Here is a 16,572-nt window from a genome sequence, read left to right on the forward strand (position 1 = left end):
GAGACGGTGGGTTGCTCAGCGGCCGATCGCCACGGCCATGCGCCGCGGGTCGGCGGCGCCGCTGACCACGCCCGATCGCGCGTCGCGCCGCACCGCGCAGACTCCCCCGGCCAGGGCGGCCCGCGCCGGCCAGTGTTCCACGACATGGCCGCGCCGCGCGAGGTCCCCGGCCATCGCCGCCCCCGCGCTGTTCTCCAGCTTCAGCGCGCGCGGCCGGCGGGCATGCGGGTCCTCCGAGGCCGGCACGGCGTAGCTGGCCCAGCGCGGCGCTTCCGTGGCGGCCTGCAGGTCCATCCCGCGGTCGAGGTGGTGCACCAGGAACTGCAGCAGCGCCTGGGTCTGCACGTCGCCCCCCGGCGTGCCGCAGGGCATCACCGAGCCGTCCTCCTCCAGCAGGATCACCGGGCTGGGCGTCAGCCGCGGCCGCTTGCCCGGCAGGATGCTGTTGGGGTCCGCCGGGTCCAGCGAGGCCTGCAACCCGCGGTCCGACGGCGCGAAGCCCAGCCCCGGCACCAGCGGCGTCAGCAGCATGGTGCTGTCGCTGGGCGTGGCGGAAAAGGCGTTGCCGGCGGCATCCACCACGCAGGCGTAGGTGGTGTCGGGCGAGGTGCGCTCCAGCACCGGCGCCGCGGTCTCGGGATCCCCCGCCCGCGCCATGTCGATGGTCCCCCGCAACGCGTCGGCGTGCGCGGCCGACAGCAGCCGGTCCAGCGGCACGGCGGTGAAGTCGGGGTCGCCGTAGAAGCGGTTGCGGTCGGTGAGCGCCAGCTTGACGCTCTCCACCATCACGTGCGCCGCATCGGCCTCGGACAGCGTGCCCATCGGGAAGCCGCCCACGAGGTTGAGCATCTGCAGCAGCGCCGGTCCCTGGCACCACGGCCCGCAGCCCAGCACCTGCCGCCTGCGATACCGCACGCCCGCCGGCGCTTCCTCCCGCACCGCGAAGCCGTGCAGGTCCTCCGCCCGCAGGAAGGCGCCGATCTCGCGCGAGAAGGCGCCCACCCGCTCGGCGATCTCGCCGCGGTAGAAGGCGTCGCGCGCCGCCCGGATGCCATCCTCCCGCGTGCCGCCCGCCGCGCGCTCCGCCTCGGCCAGGTGCCGCAGCGTGCCGCCCAACGCCTCCTGCCGCAGCACGTCGCCGATCGCCGGCACCGCGCCGCCAGGCAGGAACACCTCGCGGCTATGGGCGAAGCCCGCCAGGGCACCCGCCGCGTCCAGCAGGTTCTTGCGCAGGAAGTAGTTCACGGGAAAGCCGCGCTCGGCCAGCTCGATCGCCGGCGCCATCACCTCCGCCGCCGTCATGGTGCCGTGCAGCCGCAGCGTGGTCAGCCAGGCATCCACCGCCGCCGGCACCACCCAGCGCCCCGGCCCCGCCGGAATCCGCCCGCCCCCGGCCTGCGCCACCGCCTCGCGCGTCGCCAGCCGCGGCCAGACGCCGATGCCGCTGACCGTGCGGACCGTCCGCGTGTCGGCGCGAAACACTATCACCGGCGCCACGCCGCCGAGGTTGGCCATGTCGGGCTGCAGCACGTTCAGCGCGAAGCCCGCCGCCACCCCCGCATCCACCGCCGTGCCGCCGGCTTCCAGCACCCGCAGCGCCGCCACGCTGGCCAGCGGGTGCCCGGTGGACACCATGTGCCGGGTGCCCAGCAGCAGGGGCCGGGAGGTGGGCGGGTCCGCGGGGATCATCGGGCGCACGCTCCGGAGCTGGCTTGCGGGGAATGAACCGCAAATTGATCAACTGAGTTGATTTAATGACGGCCGCGCCGCAGCCGCAAGGGCTTTCGGGCCGCCGTCCCGGCCGCCGCGGCGGGCGCCGCGCCGAACGCCCGGCCACCGCCCGCGGCCAGCCACGCCGAACGCGGCAGGGCAGGCGTCGTATCGCGAAGCGCCCCGCCGCGTCGCCAAGGGCGTGCTAAGAACACGGCCACCATGACGCTGTCCGGCACCAACCTGGATTTCGGCCACCGCTTCAACCGCCGCGTGGTGCTGGAGGGCGTGCGCCGGCACGGCCCCCTGTCGCGCGCCGAACTCGCCCGCCTCACCGGCCTGTCGGCGCAAACCGTGTCCAACATCGCCGAAGGCCTGCGCGAGGCCGGGCTGCTGCTGGAAGCCCGCCGCCGCACCGGCGGCCGCGGCCAGCCGCCGATCGACCTGGCCATCGACCCGGCCGGCGCTTTTTCCCTGGGCATCTCCTTCGACCACCGGCGCCTGGTCGTGGTGCTGCTCAACCTCGCCGGCGAGGTGCAGGGCCAGATCGAGGTGCCGGTGATCCGCCCCACCCCCGGCGTGGTGTTGCCGCTGATCGAGGCGGCGGCACACGAGCTGCGCGCCCGCACCGCCGTGCCCGCCGACCGGCTCTGGGGCGCCGGCGTCGCCATTCCCGCCCTGGTCTCCGGCGGCGAGCCCACCCGGCTCGGCCCCTCCACCATCCCGGACTGGGACGGCTTCCCCCTCGCGGCCCGCCTGGGCGAGCGCCTCGGCCTGCCCGTGCTGGTGAACAACGACGCCGCCGCCGCCGCCGTGGGCGAGCTGCTGTTCGGCGCCGGCCGCGAGCTGCGGGACTTCTTCTACCTCTATCTCGGCGCCGGGATCGGCGGCGGGCTGGTGCTCAACGGCCGTCCCTATCGCGGGGCGCACGGCCTGGCCGGGGAACTCGGCCACCTCGTGGTGGTGCCGGGCGGCCGCCCCTGTTCCTGCGGCAACCAGGGCTGCCTGGAACGCTACGCCTCCCTGTCCGCCGCGCAGGCCGCCCTGACCGGCACCCCGGAGGGCACGGAGGCCGTGGATCCCGACCAGCTGTCCCGCGCCCTGGCCGCCGGCGACCCGCGCATGCTGCGCTGGCTGGAGGAGGCCGCCACCCACCTCCGCCACGCCGTCGCCAACCTGGAGAACCTGCTCGACCCGCAGGCCACCATCATCGGCGGCAGCATCCCCGACGACCTGCTGGACGCCCTGCTGGCGCGCCTCGACCCCCTGCCGCGCAGCGTCCGCTCCGGCCGCAACACCGGCACGCCCCGCGTCCTCAAGGCCGCCGCCGGGCTGGAAACCCGCGTCCTCGGCGCCGCCTCCCTGGCCATCTTCGACGGCATGGCCCCCGACCCCGCCCTGCTCCTCAAGCGCAGCGCCCCGGACACGACCGCCCGCCCCACCGAAGCCGCCGCCTGACCAGACCGGCCCGGCCGGAACACCGTCCGGGCGTCGATCGGGGCTGGGGATGGGTGCTGATCCGGGGGCTTCGGTTGGGTCCGGGATGTTCCGGCGTTGGCCAGGGGGCGCTGCCCCCTGGACCCCTGCCGGGGAGTTTAAACTCCCCGGACCCCACTTGAGTGCCTCCGGCGGGGGGCGGGTTGGACAGGGCGGTCCACTATGCCGGCCGTCGGTCATCCCGCCCCCGCCGGAGGCACTCATGAGGTCGAGGAGCCTAAGCTCCTCGCGGGGGATCCAAGGGGCAGAGCCCCTTTGGCCACCGCCCGAATACACAGGACCGAACCGCACCATCCGGACCAATACCCCTCCCGCCTCCGACCGACGACCGGACGGGATGTTCGGGTCAGCCGGCCAGCAGGGCGGCCGCGGGTTCGGGGCTGGCCAGGGCGGCGGCGCCGAGCAGGCCGGCGTCGTTGCCGGTTTCGGCCAGCAGGACTTCCACGCGGCCGCGCTGCAGCGGCCAGGTGAAGCGCGGCAGTTGGGCGGCCACGGCGTCGCGCAGCGGCGCGCCGGCCGCGGCGACGCCGCCGCCCAGCAGGCAGGCCTCCAGGTTCAGGGCGCTGACCAGCCCGCCCAGCGCCTGGGCGATGCGGCCGCACACCGCGTCCACCGCCGCGGCGGCCTGCGGATCGGTGCCGAGGCGGGCGAAGAGTTCGGGCAGGGACGGCGGCGTCACGCTGCCACGGTAGGCGTCCAGGAAGGCGCCGGCGCAGGCGAAATGCTCCAGCGTGCCGGGCAGGCCCTGGCGGTTGGGCGGCCCGGCCGCGTCCAGCACCAGGGCGCCCAGCTCCGGCGGCTCGCCCCGGCTGCCCGTGACCACGCGGCCCTCCAGCACCACCGCGCCGCCGACCCCGGTGCCCAGCGTCAGCAGCACGAAGCGTCGGAACCGCGCGCCGGCGCCGTGCCGCAGCTCGCCCACCGCGGCGGCCACGCCGTCGTTGTTCACCGCCACCGGCCGGCCCAGCGACTCCGCCAGCGCGTTCCGCAGGCTGCCCTCGCGCAGCGCCGGCACGTTGTTGCCCCCGTCCAGCAGCTGGCCGCTGCCGGCATCGGTGAAGCCGGGGGTGGACACGCCGATGCGGGACGCGCGCTGCCCGGCGCGGGCTTCCAGGTCGCGGCAGGCGGCGCCGAGGATCGCCACCAGCGCCGGCAGCCCGCCCTCGCGCGGCAGGTCCAGCCGGGCGCGCGCGGCGATGCGCCCGCCCGGCAGCACCAGCCCCAGCTTGATCGCGGTGCCGCCGACGTCGATGCCGATGCGCGCCGTCATGCCGTGGTGGCGAGCTTGATCGACAGTGCCGCGGACAGGCCGGGATAGCGCATCGCTTCCGGCAGCATGCCGCGCCGCCGGGCCAGCGCCACCGCCAGCCACTGGAAGGGCAGGATGGCCGCCAGCGCGTCGAAGGGCGCCGCCGGCCAGCCCGGCTGCGGGCACCAGTCGAAGGCGGTGGGCGAGGGCGACAGGTTCAGCAGCCGCAGCCGCACCCCGCGCTGCGCCATGGCGCCGGCGGTGCGCACGGCCTGCGCCACCTCCGCCGCCTCCGAGACGATCAGCACGCCCAGGGAGCGTTCGGTCATGCCATGCAGCCGCCCGTGCAGCACCTCCTCCGGCTCGAAGGTGGCGGTGGGCAGGCCGGCGATCTCGGCCACCTTCAGCGAGGCTTCCAGCGCGATGCCGCCGAAGCGCCCGCCGCCGGACACCAGCAGGAAATCCACCGCGTCCAGCTCGGCGGCCAGTGCCTCGGCCGGGGCGCGGGTGCCCTCCACCAGCGCACCGAAGCCCGCGGCGTCGAAGCCCGGCAGCGGCGCCGCGCCCAGCCGCGCTCCGACCTCCAGCAGCGCCGCCAGAGTGGCGGTGAAGCCCTTGGTCTTGGGGCCGATCGGCTCGGGGCCCAGCGGCACCACCAGCCGCGGCGCCGGCACCGCGGCGAAGGGGCTGTCGGCCTCGGCGGTGATGGCCAGCGCCGGGCAGCCCGCCGCCAGCGCCGCGCGCAGGGCCGCGACGCTGGTGGTACTGCGGCCGCTCTGGGACAGCACCACGGCCAGCGGCCGAGGACCGGCCACGCGGGGCAGGGCGCGCCCGAAGCTGTCCGGCCCCATCGCCCGCACCCCGGCCTCGCCGCGTGCCGCCAGCAGCCCGGGCAGCACCACGTTCAGCGCGTTGAGCGAGGAGCCGGAGCCCACCAGCCAGATCCCGCCGGCGGTGTCGGGCCGCCAGCCTTCCAGCGCCGCCGCGGCATGGCGCAGCGTGGCGGCGATGCGCTCGGGCTGTTCCCGGATGAAGCCGCTGACCGTCATGCGCCCTGCCCATCATTCGGCCCGGTGTCCCGCGACCCGCGCGGAACCGGGCAGCCTCGCGAAGCCGCGCCGAGGGGTGGCGCGCCCAATTCATCCAATCATTCGATTTAGCGGCGCAGCCGCGTCGGCCACAAGGGGCCCCCGCGGCCGGACCCGGGAAAGGAACCGGGCCGGGCAGGCACCCGCTCAGGCCTCGCCATTCCAGCCCGGCAGATCGCGCCCCAGCACCGGCCGTCCCACCAGCCCGGGGCTGCGACCTTCCCCCGCCGCGTACACGCGCTGCCCGTCGCGCAGCACCAGCTGCACCTGGTCCAGCGCGGCGATGTCGTCCAGCGCATTGCCGCGCACCACCAGCACGTCCGCGGCCTTGCCGGGTTCCAGCGTGCCGACCTCCCCGGCGATGCCGCAAACCTCCGCCGCGGTGCGGGTGGCGGAGAGCAGGATCGCCTCCGGCGTCATGCCGGCGCGCCGCATCAGCGCCATCTCCGTCCCGAAATCCCCCAGCGGGTTGTAGAGCGTGGCGGAATCCGTGCCGAACACGATCCGCACCCCGGCCGCCACGGCGCGCCGGATGCTCTCGAAATGCGGCTCCACCAGCGGCCGCGACTTCTCGATCACGAAAGCGGCCTCGCCGCCCGCCGCGCCGCGCTCGATGATGCGCGGATACACGGAGATGGTGGGGCACAGCGCGACGTTGCGCCGCAGCAGCATCTCGATCGCCGCGTCGTCCAGGAAGACGCCGTGCTCCACCGTGTCCACCCCGGCCTCGACCGCGTTCTTGATGCCCTGGTTGGCCAGCGCGTGCGCCGCCGCGGGCTTGCCGGCATTGTGCGCCTCCTCCACCGCCGCGCGCATCTCGGCCACGCCCAGCTGCACGGAGGTCGGCAGCTCCCCCGGCGTGCCCGCGCCGCCGGTGGCCATCACCTTGATCACGTCGGCCCCGGCCTTGATCTGCTGCCGTGCCGCCTTGCGCACGGCGTCCGGCCCGTCCGCCTCCACGCTGAGATTGGCCCAGCCGTGCCCGGCGGTCATGCAGATCGCCCGCCCGCAGGCCAGCAGCCGCGGTCCCACCGCCCAGCCCGCCGCCAGGGCGCGCTTCAGGCCGAAGATCGCGTCCGTCTGGCACCCGAGGTCGCGGATGGTGGTCACCCCCGCCCGCAGCGCGGACTGCACGTAGTTGGCGCCCCACAGCGCCGCCGCCCCTTCGGACAGGCGCATCATCTGCGCTTCGTGGAAGACGTGGATATGCGTGTCGATCAGCCCGGGCAGCACGGTGCAGCCCGCGGCCTCGATCACCGCCGTGCCGTCCGGCAGCGCGAAGCCCTGGGCCGGGCCGACCCGCCCGATGCGGCCTTGCACAACCTCCACCACCCCCACGGTGCCGCTGGGCAGGGCAGGGGCGCCGAACACCCAGCCGCCCCGGATGAAGACCTGCCGATCCATGCCGCGCCCTCCGGAATACATCCATCGACTGGCTTTATCCTGGGACTCACGCCCGCCCCCGCGCAAGCACCCCGGTCCCGGCGCCACTGCTGCCGGCGCTGGATGCGGGCCGGGCGCCTTCGGTCGTGGCTGGGCGGGCCGGTCGCGGCCAGGGGGGCGCTGCCCTCGCGCATGCCGCCGGGGCGCTGCGAAGTTTCCGGTATTTCCGCCCCGGGCGCTTCCGGGGTGCAGGCCCAGCGCCCCCGCCACAGGCAACACCCGAAACAACCATCCTCCCATCGTGACCAGCACGCGGAACGGTTGAATCTTTGTCCTGGACAAGCCGGGACAACCGACAGTGCTCCTGAGCACCGGGCGAGCCCCTAGAAGCGGGCCCGGTGGACGGCCCCGGGGGCGCCCACCCGGCGACGAACCGCTCCGCCGCAGAACAACGCGACACCGAGGAGAGATGCGTTGAGCGACACGTTGAAGCGCGCCAGGAGGGCCGTCCGGGGCGCCGTGCACAAGGCGCTCAAATCGACCCATTACGGCCGGTCCATCGAGACGCAGTTCCAGGCGATGTATGGCGGCATGGAGGGCGGCATCAACCGGGGCGCAGTCTTCAGGCCCCAGGAAGTCTACACCGCCTTCCGTCACGCCAACATGAACAACGGCAAGGAGAAGCCGTCCCGGGCGGAGGCTGCGGCCAAGACCACGGCCTTTCGCCTCTTTGCCGGGCCCGAGCTGAACATCGTGCTCGCCGGCATCCCGTTCTTCGTGACCTGCGGCGTCGGCGCCGCCATCTCGGCCACCAGAAAGAAGCGCCAGGCCCAGGAAGCGGCGGACCAGGCGGGCTTCTATGTCCCCAAGGGGCCAGCCCCCTTCGGCAAGCTCGACGGCGAGGCGCTGCCCTCCGCCCCCTTCTCGGACAGGTTCCACAAGCTCAAGGACGTGCTCGTCGGCTACGGCATGAAGGCCACCACGGCCCTCAGGCTGGTCAAGGGCGAGTATATGCGCGAGGACCTCGAGGGGGTGCTCGACGAGGCCGACCGCAAGGCGCTCATGGAGTTCCTCATGGACTACGGAGAGCCGGAATAGGCTTCGCCCGCCGCCTGCCGGAACCGGATGCCCGGCAGCCGCAACCGCGCCGGGTGTCCCTGACGGTGCGGCCGGCCGGCCCCGGCATCCCCGCAGCCACCCGGCCCGCACCGCGCACCGCCCGGCCGCCGCCCGCGCTGTCCGGGCGGGGAATCAGGCGCCGGGGCGCCGGCCCAGGCGGTTCTCGAACACCACGAAGAACACGGATTCCCCCGGCGGTGCCGGCAGCACGCGGCCCTGGCTGTCGGCCGGCAGGCGGCGCAGCGCCACCACGTCGCGCACATTGCCGCCGATCGCCTGCACCACCCCGGGCCCGCCGGAGATCACCACGTCACAATGCATCGGCCGGAACTGCCCGGGCTCGCCCAGCCGTTCCGTCCAGCCATAGAGCGGCGAGCGCGAGCGGTCGGCGCAGAGCAGGTCGCCGGGCTGCGGTGCCCGTTCCTCCGGCGCGTGCGGCCGGAAGGGCGCGCCCTCCGGATCGAAGGAGACGCGGGACAGCAGGCTGTCCACATAGGTCGCGTGCGCCGCGGCGGGGGGGAAGTCGCCCTCGCTGACCCCGGCGGAGCGCATCACGAAGGAGATGAAGGCCGCCGACCAGGCGGGATTGGCCCAGAGCGCGATGGCCGGCTCCGGCGCCGGCACCACGCCGCTCTCCTCCAGCGAGGCGATCAGCGCGTCGTGCGTGGTCTGGTGCCGCGTCGCCACCCCCGCGCCTTCCGGCACCGTGTCCCAGTAGCCGAGGATGCGCGAGAAGTTGCCCGGATCGGCCACGGCGCCGCCATCCAGCACGGGCTCCCAGCCCGTCAGCACCAGCTTGCCCCAGCTTTCCCACTCCGCCAGGGCGGCGCCCACCACCCGCTCCCGCAGGTCGCCCGAAGCCCGCAGCGGTGCCGCGGGGGGCGGTGGCGGGGCCGGGGCGGCACAGGCGGCCAGAAGGGCGGGGAGCAGGAAGAGGGCGAAGCGGGAGGGGCGCACGGGCGCGCCATAACCCGAGTTGCCGTATGGCGCATCTCACCCCGGCGGCTCCGGGCGGTCGCAATCGCGCGAGGCGACCGTCCTGCGCCCCTGGCCACGGCGGCACGGCGGGGAAATCTCGCCCTTCACAACCAACCGGGGGGCGTTTCGCGTCTTATTCTCGGAACGGCCACGCGCTTCGCCGGAGCGCCGCCGAGGTTTCCACGCCGGGAGAATAAACGATGACGGCCCGACACTTTCCCCGCTGGCTGATCTGGCTCGGCATCCCCGTGGCGGCGGTGGCGCTGCTGGTCACCTTCTGGAGCTGGGACTGGTTCATCCCGCTGGTGCAGCGCCAAGCCTCGGCGGCGCTGGGCCGCCCCGTCACCATCGCCCACCTGCATGTCCGCCTCGGCCGGGTCACGGAGATCACGGTGGAGGACCTGCGCGTCGCCAACCCCGAGGGCTTCCCCGGTGACCCGCCCTTCGCCCAGGTACCGCGTGCCACGGCACAGCTGGACGTGATGGCCTATTGGCACGACCGCGCCGTGGTGATCCCCTCGATCGAGGTGGAGCGCCCGGCGGTGCAGGTGCTGGCGCTGGAGGACGGGCGCAACAACTACAGCTTCTCCGTGGGCACCCCCGCCGGCGAGAACGCCGCGCCGCAGCAGCCCTCCGCCGCGCCGCGCATCGGCCTGCTGCGCATCCGCGACGGCCAGGCGCACGTCGCCATCCCCAAGCTGCGCGCCGATTTCCAGTTGGCCATCAACACCCGCGAGGAGGACGGCCCCGCCCCCCGCATCGCCGTGGAGGCGAACGGCACCTATGCCGGGCAGCGCATCACCGGCCAGCTGCTGGGCGGCGCCGTGCTGGACCTGCAGAACCAGCAGCGCCCCTGGCCCGTGGCGATGGAGCTGCACAACGGCCCCACCGTCGTGAACCTGGAAGGCACCGTGGCCAACCTGCTGGAACTGCAGGGCGTGGACGTGAGGACCACCCTGGCCGGCCCGGACATGGCGCTGCTGGAACCGCTGACCGGCGTGCCCTTCCCTAAGACCCCCAACTATCGCCTGAACGGCCGGCTGGACTACGCCGACGGCCGCGTCCGCCTGCGCGACTTCGACGGCCGCGTCGGCAGCAGCGACCTGTCGGGCACCATCACCGTCACGACAGGCGGCGAGCGGCCGGACGTCACCGCCGACCTGCGCTCCCGCCGCGTGGACCTCGCCGACCTCGGCGGCTTCATCGGCGAGGAGCCGGGCCGCACCTCCACCCCCGGCCAGACCGCAGCGCAGCGCCGCCAGGTGGCGCGCGAGGAAGCCAGCGCCCGCGTGCTGCCCGACGACCCCATCAACATGCCCAAGCTTACCGGCTCGGACGTGCACCTGAAGTATCGCGGCGAGCGCATCCAGGGCCGCAACATTCCCTTCGACAACCTCAGCGTCGACATGGACATCGTGAACGGGGTGGTGACGCTGCACCCCATCGCGCTCGGGGTCGGCCCCGGCCGCATCGCCGGCGAGATCACCCTGACCCCGCAGCCCGAGGACGCGCTGCGCGCCCGCGCGGACATCCAGTTCCAGCGGCTGGACGTGTCGCGGCTGATGCAGGCCACCGGCACCTTCCAGGGCGCCGGCACGCTGAACGGCCGCGCCCAGATCGAGGGCACCGGCAAGTCGCTGGCCGGCATCCTCGGCACCGGCAACGGCGCGCTGACCATCGCCATGTCGGGCGGCGGCAACCTGTCCGCCCTGCTGGTGGACCTGTCCGGCTTGCGCATCGCCAACTCGCTGCTCAGCTTCTTCAAGCTGCCCGACCGCACCGTGGTGCAGTGCTTCGTGGGCGACTTCGCCCTGCAGCGCGGCGTGCTGAACACCCGCGCCCTGTTCCTGGACACCGAGCCGGTGCTGATCACCGGCAGCGGCAACATCGACCTGCGGCGGGAACGGCTGGACTACCGGCTGGAGAGCGAGTCCAAGCACTTCACCGTGGGCCAGCTGCCCGCCCCGATCACCATCGACGGCACCTTCCGCAACCCTGACATCGGCATCGAGGCGGCGGAGCTGGTCGCGCGCGGGGGTGCCGCGGGCGCGCTGGCGGCGCTGGCGGCGCCGCTGGCTATCCTGCCCACCATCCAGTTCGGCATCGGCGAGGACAATCGCTGCGAGGGCATCGCCCAGCGCGCCCAGCGCGGCGCCCCCGCCCGCAACAGGGCGTCGCAGGGCAACCGCTGATCCCGTCGCACCTCCGGTCTGAGTCGGTGGGAGCAGTAAGCCGGGGGGAAGTATCCCCCCGGACCCCCTTCTATTTTCGGGAGTTTGCAGGTGCGCTGGTGGCCGCGGGGGCTCTTTTACTCATGAAAAAAGGAGGGGGTCCGGGGGAGTTCACTCCCCCGGCCTTCCTTGCCGCACCAGACCAGGGCAGAGGCTCGGCGGCATGAGCCGTAGCACCTGGGGGTTCAGCACGGTCGCGGTTCGGCTCGCCGCCGCGGCGCTGCTGCCGGGCCTGTCCGGCGCCGCCGGTGCGGCGGCCGCACCGGTGTCGGTGCTGCTCCGACCCACCGTTGCGCCGGCAGCGGCATTCCCGGGCACCGCCGTGCCGCCCGGCTTCGGCCCGCCACCCTTCGCGCAGCCGGTTCGCCTGTCCCCCGCCGAGCTGCAGGCGCTGCGCCGCTGGCTCTGCCCCAACGGCGGCGCCCCCGTGCGCGGCGCCCCCGGCCGCTGCGACGGCCGCCCGCGGCGCGGCGTGCCGGGTGGCCTGGGCAGTGGCGGCGGTGGCGGTGGCGACGCGGAGGGCTGGTTCAGCGACCTGCCCCCCGCCCGCGGCGGCCAGATCCCCTGTCCCGAGGGCACCCGCCGCGCCCTGGCCCGCGGCCACAGCGACGTGGTGCGCTGCCTGCCGGGCTGACCCGGCGCGCGCGTCCCGCTCAGCCCCCGAAATACTCCGGCCGGTCGAGGTCGGCCAGCAGCCCGGGCCCTTCCGGCTCCCAGCCCAGCAGCGCCCGGGTGCGCGCGCTGGAGGTCGGCAGGTCCGCCGCCGCGAAGCCGGTGAACCAGCCGAAATGCGCCGCCGCCTCGGCGGGCGGCAGCCCCACCACCGGCACACCCAGGCGGCGGCCGATCACCGCGGCGATGTCGCGAAACGGCACCCCTTCCTCGGCCGCGGCATGGAAGGGTCCGCCCGCCGCGCCGCGCTCGATCGCCTGGCGGAACACCCGCGCCGCATCGAAGCGGTGCACGCCCGGCCAGCGATTGGCGCCCTCGCCGACAAAGGCCGACACGCCTTTCTCCCGCGCCAGCCCGATCAGGTGCGGCACGAAGCCGTGGTCGCCATCCCCGTGCACGGAAGGCGCCAGCCGCACCACGGCAACCCGCACCCCGCGCGCCGCCAGTTCCGCCGCTGCCGCTTCCGAGGCGCGGCGATAGGTGGCGGAAAGCGGGATGGCCGGGTCCGCCTCGGTGGCGGTGCGGCCCGGCGCCACCAGCAGCAGTCCGGAGGTCACCAGCAGCGGGCGCTGCGTGCCTTCCAGCGCCTCCCCCAGCGTCGCGATGGCGCGGCGGTCCAGTTCGCAGTTCTCCGCGAAGCGCGAGAAGTCGTGGTTGAAGGCGGTGTGGATCACGCCGTCGGCGGCCAGCGCGCCCTCGCGCAGGCTCGCGGCGTCCTCCAGCGTGCCGCGCAACACCGCGGCCCCCGCCGCCGCCAGTTCGGCCGCCCCGGACTCGGAACGCGACAGGCCGAGCACTTGATGGCCGGCGGCGATCAGGTCCCGCACCACGGCGGCGCCCACGAACCCGGTCGCGCCGGTGACGAAGATACGCATGAGAAGCAGGCTCCATCGCAACGATGGCAGCCACTGTCGGGGTCCTCACTATCCCGGTAGAGTAGTAACCTTATCATGGTAAGATGGCTACCAGCATGGATGTACCGGTTGCCGGCGCCAACCCGCTCGGCGCCTACCTGAAGGACCGCCGCGCCCGGCTCGACCCCGCGGGTTTCGGCCTGTCCGGCGCGCGCCGCCGCACCCCCGGCCTGCGGCGGGAAGAGGTGGCGCAGCGCGCCTGCATTAGCCCGACCTGGTACACCTGGCTGGAACAGGGCCGCGGCGGCGCGCCCTCGGCCGAGGTGCTGGACCGCATCAGCCGCGCCCTGCTGCTGACGGAGGACGAGCGCGAGCACCTGTTCCTGCTCGGCCTCGGTCGCCCGCCCGGCATCCGCGCCCGCATGGCGGAGGGCGTCACGCCGCGGCTGCAGCGCGTCCTGGACGCGCTGGGCTCCAGCCCCGCCCTGGTGAAGAACGCCGCCTGGGACGTGGTCGCCTGGAACCGCGCCGCCGCCGCCGTGCTGACCGACTACGGCGCCCTGCCGCCCGCTCAGCGCAACGTCCTGCGCCTCGTCTTCCTCGACCCCCAGGTCCGCGCCGCGCAGTCCGACTGGGAGGGCGTCGCGCGCTTCGTGGTGGCGGCCTTCCGCGCGGACGTGGCGCGCGCCGGCGCCGCGGCCACGGTGGCCGCCCTGGTGGAGGAACTGTGCCAGCGCAGCCCGGACTTCGCCGCGATGTGGCGCAGCAACGACGTCCGCTCCCACGGCGAGGGCCTCAAGCAGCTGCGCCACCCCGTGCTCGGCCCGATCGCGATCGAGTACTCGGCCTTCGCCGTAGACGGCCGCCCCGACCTGAGCATGGTGATCTACAACCCCGTCACCCCCGCCGACGCCGAGCGCATCGCCGCCCTGATCGGCCCGGCACCGGCGGCCCCGACGCCCGAACCGATCACCGAGGACCGCTGACCCGGGCCGGGCTCCGGCGTGCCGGGGTGTTCCGTGGTGTTCTGACGTCGGCCAGGGGGCGCCGCCCCCTGGACCCCCGCCGGGGAGTTTAAACTCCCCGGACCCCACTTGAGTGCCTCCGGCGGGGGCGGGTAGGACAACGCTGTCCATTATGACGGCCGTCGGCCATCCCGCCCCCGCCGGAGGCACTCATGAGGTCGAGGAGCCTAAGCTCCTGGCGGGGGTCCCAAGGGGGCAGAGCCCCCTTGGCCCAGGCCCGAACACCACGGACCACCCCGACAGCACGGACCCGGCACGAGGACTGCGCCGCCCGTCAGGGCGCCAGCGGCGACACGCCGAACAGCCGGGGGTGCAGGTGCAGCAGCGCCGCCCAGGCCAGCAGCCCCACCGCGCCGGGAAGCAGCAGTTCCCGCCAGCGCAGCCGGTTCTGGCCGCGCGCCACCGACCCGAAGGGCAGCAGCGAGGTCGCCGCCGCGAAGCCGCGCCAGCCCGCCGGGTCGCGCGCCGCGACCTTGGCATCCAGCGAGGGCATGCCCAGAAGCGCCGTGAGCAGGAAGGCCCCGAAGAACAGCACCGCCGCGCTGTCGCCATTCCCCAGGACGTGCACCGCGCCCCAGATCGCGAAGGCCCAGAGCATGGGGTGGCGGGTGATGCGCAGCACGCCGCGCGGTTCCTGTCCCATCGCGCGCTCGCCGCCCACGGCGGTGGCGTTGGGCGTCAGCAGGCTGCCGGCGAACAGGACAAAGGCCGGCAGCATCAGCACCACCAGCGCCCAGCGCAGCTCCCGCGGCGCGACCCAGAGCGGCGCCGTATCGGCGTTGCGCCAAGCCAGCACCAGCAGCGTGATCGCCACCGCCGAGGCCAGGGAAAAGGCCCCGCGGAAGCCGCCCTCGCCCAGGCGTGCCACCAGCCGCCCGCGTAGCGCGGTGCCGGCCACGCCCACGTGCAGCCCGACCCAAAGCAGGGCCGCGAGGAGGAGAAACATCATGCCCGGCAGCTTGGCGCGCCCGGGGCCAAGCCGGCAACCCGGCCACCCCCGGCGCGGCGCCGGGCGCAGCGCCGAGGCGCGGCGCTGAGGGCCAAGCTGCGGTGCGGCGCTGTAGGCCACGCCCCGACGCCGTAGGCCGCATTGCGGCGCGACGCTGAGGGCCCGGCCGGGGCGCAGCGCTGCAGGCCACGCCGCGGCCGGGCCCTCAACCCGGGCGCCAGCCGCGGTGATAGGGATGGTTGGTGCGGATGCACTGTGCGCGGAACAGCGCCTCGGCCAGCAGCCCGCGCACCAGCAGGTGCGGCCAGGTCAGCCGCCCCAGCGACAGCCGGGTTTCCGCCCGGCCCAGCACCGCCGGGTCCAGCCCCTCCGCCCCGCCGATCACGAAGGCCACGGGCTTGCCCGAGGCCTCCCAGCGGGCGGACAGGGCGGCCAGCTCCTCGCTGTCCGGCATGGTGCCGCCGAGGTCCAGCGCCACCGCCAGCGCCCCCTCGGGCAGGGCGGCCAGGATCGCCTCCGCTTCCCGGCGGCGGATCTCGGCCGCCGCGCCCACGCCTTCCGGCAACTCGCGCAGGGTCAGGGGCGGGCGCAGCCGCGCGTTGTGATGCGCGAACAGGGCCGCTTCCGGCCCCTGGCGGCCGCGCCCGACCGCCAGCAGCAGGGGGGCGCGGGCCGTGTCAGTCCTCCTCCTCGTCGTCCTCGTCGCCGAAGTCGCGGTTTTTGCCGGGGTCCGCGTCGTCGTCGTCGTCCTCCTCGTCCTCGTCCTCGTCGTCTTCGTCGTCCGCGTCATCATCCGCATCCGCATCCGCATCCGCGTCGTCGTCCGGCGCGTCGGCGGAGGCCTCCGTGCCCTCGTCATCCTCCTCCGCCCCGGCCGCCGAGGCCGCCTCGTCCTCGGGCAGCGGGGTGAGGGTGTCGTCCGGGCTGCCATGCGGCGCTTCGGTGGGGTCCTCGGCGGTGGGGCTGTGCGGGCCCCACATGCGTTCCAGCGCGTAGTTCAGCCGCGCTTCCGGCTTGAACAGGTGGATCACCACGTCGCCGGCATCCAGCAGCACCCAGTCGGGCGAGGTTTCGCTGCGGATGCGCTTCACGCCTTCCTTTTCCAGCGCTTCCTCCAGGTGCGTTGCCATCGCCTGGATCTGCCGGTCGGCCAGGCCGGTGGCCACCACCATGCGGTCGGCAAAGGAGGAGCGGGTGGCCACGTCCAGCACCACCACGTTCTCCGCCTTGTCGTCCTCCAGCGAGGCCACGGCCGCGGCCACCAGCCGCTCCAGCACCGGGGCGGTCACCTTGGCGCGCGGCGGCGCTTCCTCGCCGGCCGCCGCCTTGCGCGACCGCGGCTTGCGCGGGGCGGGCAGGGGGGCGTCCAGCTCCAGCTCGGGCTCGCCGGGCTCGGCCGGCGTCACCACCCGGCGCACCCGGGCAGCGGGCACGGCGCGGCTGCCGCGCGCGGCCTCGGCGGTGGCGGCAGCCGCGCGGCCGCGCGGCGCCGGGGCGGCGGGCGCGGCTTTGCCGGCCGTCGGGCGCGCGGCGCGGGCGGCCGGGGCGCGGGCCGGCTCGGCGGCGCGGGATGCCCGGGCGGCGGGGGCCTTGGCGGTGCGGGACGGCGCCTCGGCCGCGCTGCGGGCGGTCCGGCCCGCGGCGGTGCGCGACGGCGGGGCGGCCTCGCCGCGGGACGCCGTGGCGGTGCTGCGGGACGTGGCCGAGGCCGCGCTGCGCGACGTCGCCGCCCCGCTGCGGGACGCCGCGGCCGGCGCCGTGCGGGCGGTGGCCGACCCGGCCCGGGACGCGCTGGCCGACCCGGCGCGGGCCGGCTT

Annotated in this window: 14 protein-coding genes and 1 pseudogene; 6 read left to right on the forward strand and 9 right to left on the reverse strand. The window is 75.0% G+C overall.

Features of this window, described 5'->3' with window-relative positions:
• Window positions 1-15 precede the first annotated feature (15 nt).
• A complete protein-coding gene (locus tag ACLIBK_RS17820; RefSeq protein WP_415388637.1) occupies window positions 16-1,689 on the reverse strand; it encodes a gamma-glutamyltransferase family protein in 1,674 nt (557 codons plus the stop codon).
• 243 nt (window positions 1,690-1,932) lie between these two features.
• On the opposite strand from ACLIBK_RS17820, the gene ACLIBK_RS17825 reads away from it, so the two are divergent.
• Window positions 1,933-3,168 (forward strand): ROK family transcriptional regulator, encoded by a 1,236-nt coding sequence (locus tag ACLIBK_RS17825; RefSeq protein ID WP_415388638.1) that lies wholly within the window; start codon window positions 1,933-1,935, stop codon window positions 3,166-3,168.
• A gap of 385 nt (window positions 3,169-3,553) precedes the next feature.
• Here ACLIBK_RS17825 and ACLIBK_RS17830 read toward each other — a convergent pair whose 3' ends face one another.
• The 3 genes from ACLIBK_RS17830 to ACLIBK_RS17840 form a co-directional block, all read right to left on the reverse strand.
• Window positions 3,554-4,477 carry an ROK family protein gene (locus tag ACLIBK_RS17830; RefSeq protein ID WP_415388639.1) on the reverse strand — a complete coding sequence of 308 codons (924 nt, stop codon included), beginning with the start codon at window positions 4,475-4,477 and terminating at the stop codon, window positions 3,554-3,556.
• Window positions 4,474-5,505 (reverse strand): SIS domain-containing protein, encoded by a 1,032-nt coding sequence (locus ACLIBK_RS17835; RefSeq protein ID WP_415388640.1) that lies wholly within the window; start codon window positions 5,503-5,505, stop codon window positions 4,474-4,476. Before ACLIBK_RS17835 ends, ACLIBK_RS17830 begins: the two co-directional genes overlap by 4 nt.
• 186 nt (window positions 5,506-5,691) lie before the next feature.
• The gene (locus tag ACLIBK_RS17840; protein ID WP_415388641.1) at window positions 5,692-6,948 is read right to left on the reverse strand and encodes an amidohydrolase family protein; all 1,257 of its coding nucleotides are present in this window, start codon (window positions 6,946-6,948) and stop codon (window positions 5,692-5,694) included.
• Between the two features lie 453 nt (window positions 6,949-7,401).
• On the opposite strand from ACLIBK_RS17840, the gene ACLIBK_RS17845 reads away from it, so the two are divergent.
• Window positions 7,402-8,025 (forward strand): hypothetical protein, encoded by a 624-nt coding sequence (locus tag ACLIBK_RS17845; RefSeq protein WP_415388642.1) that lies wholly within the window; start codon window positions 7,402-7,404, stop codon window positions 8,023-8,025.
• 153 nt (window positions 8,026-8,178) lie between these two features.
• On the opposite strand, the gene ACLIBK_RS17850 is transcribed toward ACLIBK_RS17845, so the two are convergent.
• On the reverse strand, window positions 8,179-9,003 hold the full coding sequence (locus ACLIBK_RS17850; RefSeq protein ID WP_415388643.1) for a DUF2272 domain-containing protein: 825 nt from the start codon (window positions 9,001-9,003) through the stop codon (window positions 8,179-8,181).
• Window positions 9,004-9,224: 221 nt separating this feature from the next.
• On the opposite strand from ACLIBK_RS17850, the gene ACLIBK_RS17855 reads away from it, so the two are divergent.
• Entirely contained in the window at window positions 9,225-11,216 is a 1,992-nt protein-coding gene (locus tag ACLIBK_RS17855) for an AsmA family protein (RefSeq protein ID WP_415388644.1), read from the forward strand.
• Between the two features lie 202 nt (window positions 11,217-11,418).
• Entirely contained in the window at window positions 11,419-11,889 is a 471-nt protein-coding gene (locus tag ACLIBK_RS17860; protein WP_415388645.1) for a hypothetical protein, read from the forward strand.
• Window positions 11,890-11,908: 19 nt separating this feature from the next.
• Here ACLIBK_RS17860 and ACLIBK_RS17865 read toward each other — a convergent pair whose 3' ends face one another.
• On the reverse strand, window positions 11,909-12,802 hold the full coding sequence (locus ACLIBK_RS17865) for an SDR family oxidoreductase (protein ID WP_415388646.1): 894 nt from the start codon (window positions 12,800-12,802) through the stop codon (window positions 11,909-11,911).
• A gap of 95 nt (window positions 12,803-12,897) precedes the next feature.
• On the opposite strand from ACLIBK_RS17865, the gene ACLIBK_RS17870 reads away from it, so the two are divergent.
• Window positions 12,898-13,767 carry a helix-turn-helix transcriptional regulator gene (locus tag ACLIBK_RS17870; protein ID WP_415388647.1) on the forward strand — a complete coding sequence of 290 codons (870 nt, stop codon included), beginning with the start codon at window positions 12,898-12,900 and terminating at the stop codon, window positions 13,765-13,767.
• A gap of 313 nt (window positions 13,768-14,080) precedes the next feature.
• On the opposite strand, the gene ACLIBK_RS17875 is transcribed toward ACLIBK_RS17870, so the two are convergent.
• From ACLIBK_RS17875 to rsfS, 3 genes and pseudogenes are all read right to left on the reverse strand, one after another.
• Window positions 14,081-14,755 carry an NnrU family protein gene (locus ACLIBK_RS17875; protein WP_415388648.1) on the reverse strand — a complete coding sequence of 225 codons (675 nt, stop codon included), beginning with the start codon at window positions 14,753-14,755 and terminating at the stop codon, window positions 14,081-14,083.
• A gap of 205 nt (window positions 14,756-14,960) precedes the next feature.
• On the reverse strand, window positions 14,961-15,416 hold the full coding sequence (locus tag ACLIBK_RS17880; RefSeq protein ID WP_415388650.1) for a 23S rRNA (pseudouridine(1915)-N(3))-methyltransferase RlmH: 456 nt from the start codon (window positions 15,414-15,416) through the stop codon (window positions 14,961-14,963).
• 310 nt (window positions 15,417-15,726) lie between these two features.
• A pseudogene (gene rsfS, locus ACLIBK_RS17885) lies at window positions 15,727-16,125 on the reverse strand (ribosome silencing factor); the annotation flags it as partial.
• Between the two features lie 139 nt (window positions 16,126-16,264).
• Here rsfS and ACLIBK_RS17890 point away from each other — a divergent pair.
• Window positions 16,265-16,572, forward strand: a 308-nt coding sequence (locus ACLIBK_RS17890) for a hypothetical protein (RefSeq protein ID WP_415388649.1), incomplete at its 3' end; no start/stop codon positions are given.

It is taken from the genome of Roseomonas sp. BN140053 (genome assembly GCF_047690175.1).
Lineage (GTDB): Bacteria > Pseudomonadota > Alphaproteobacteria > Acetobacterales > Acetobacteraceae > Roseomonas.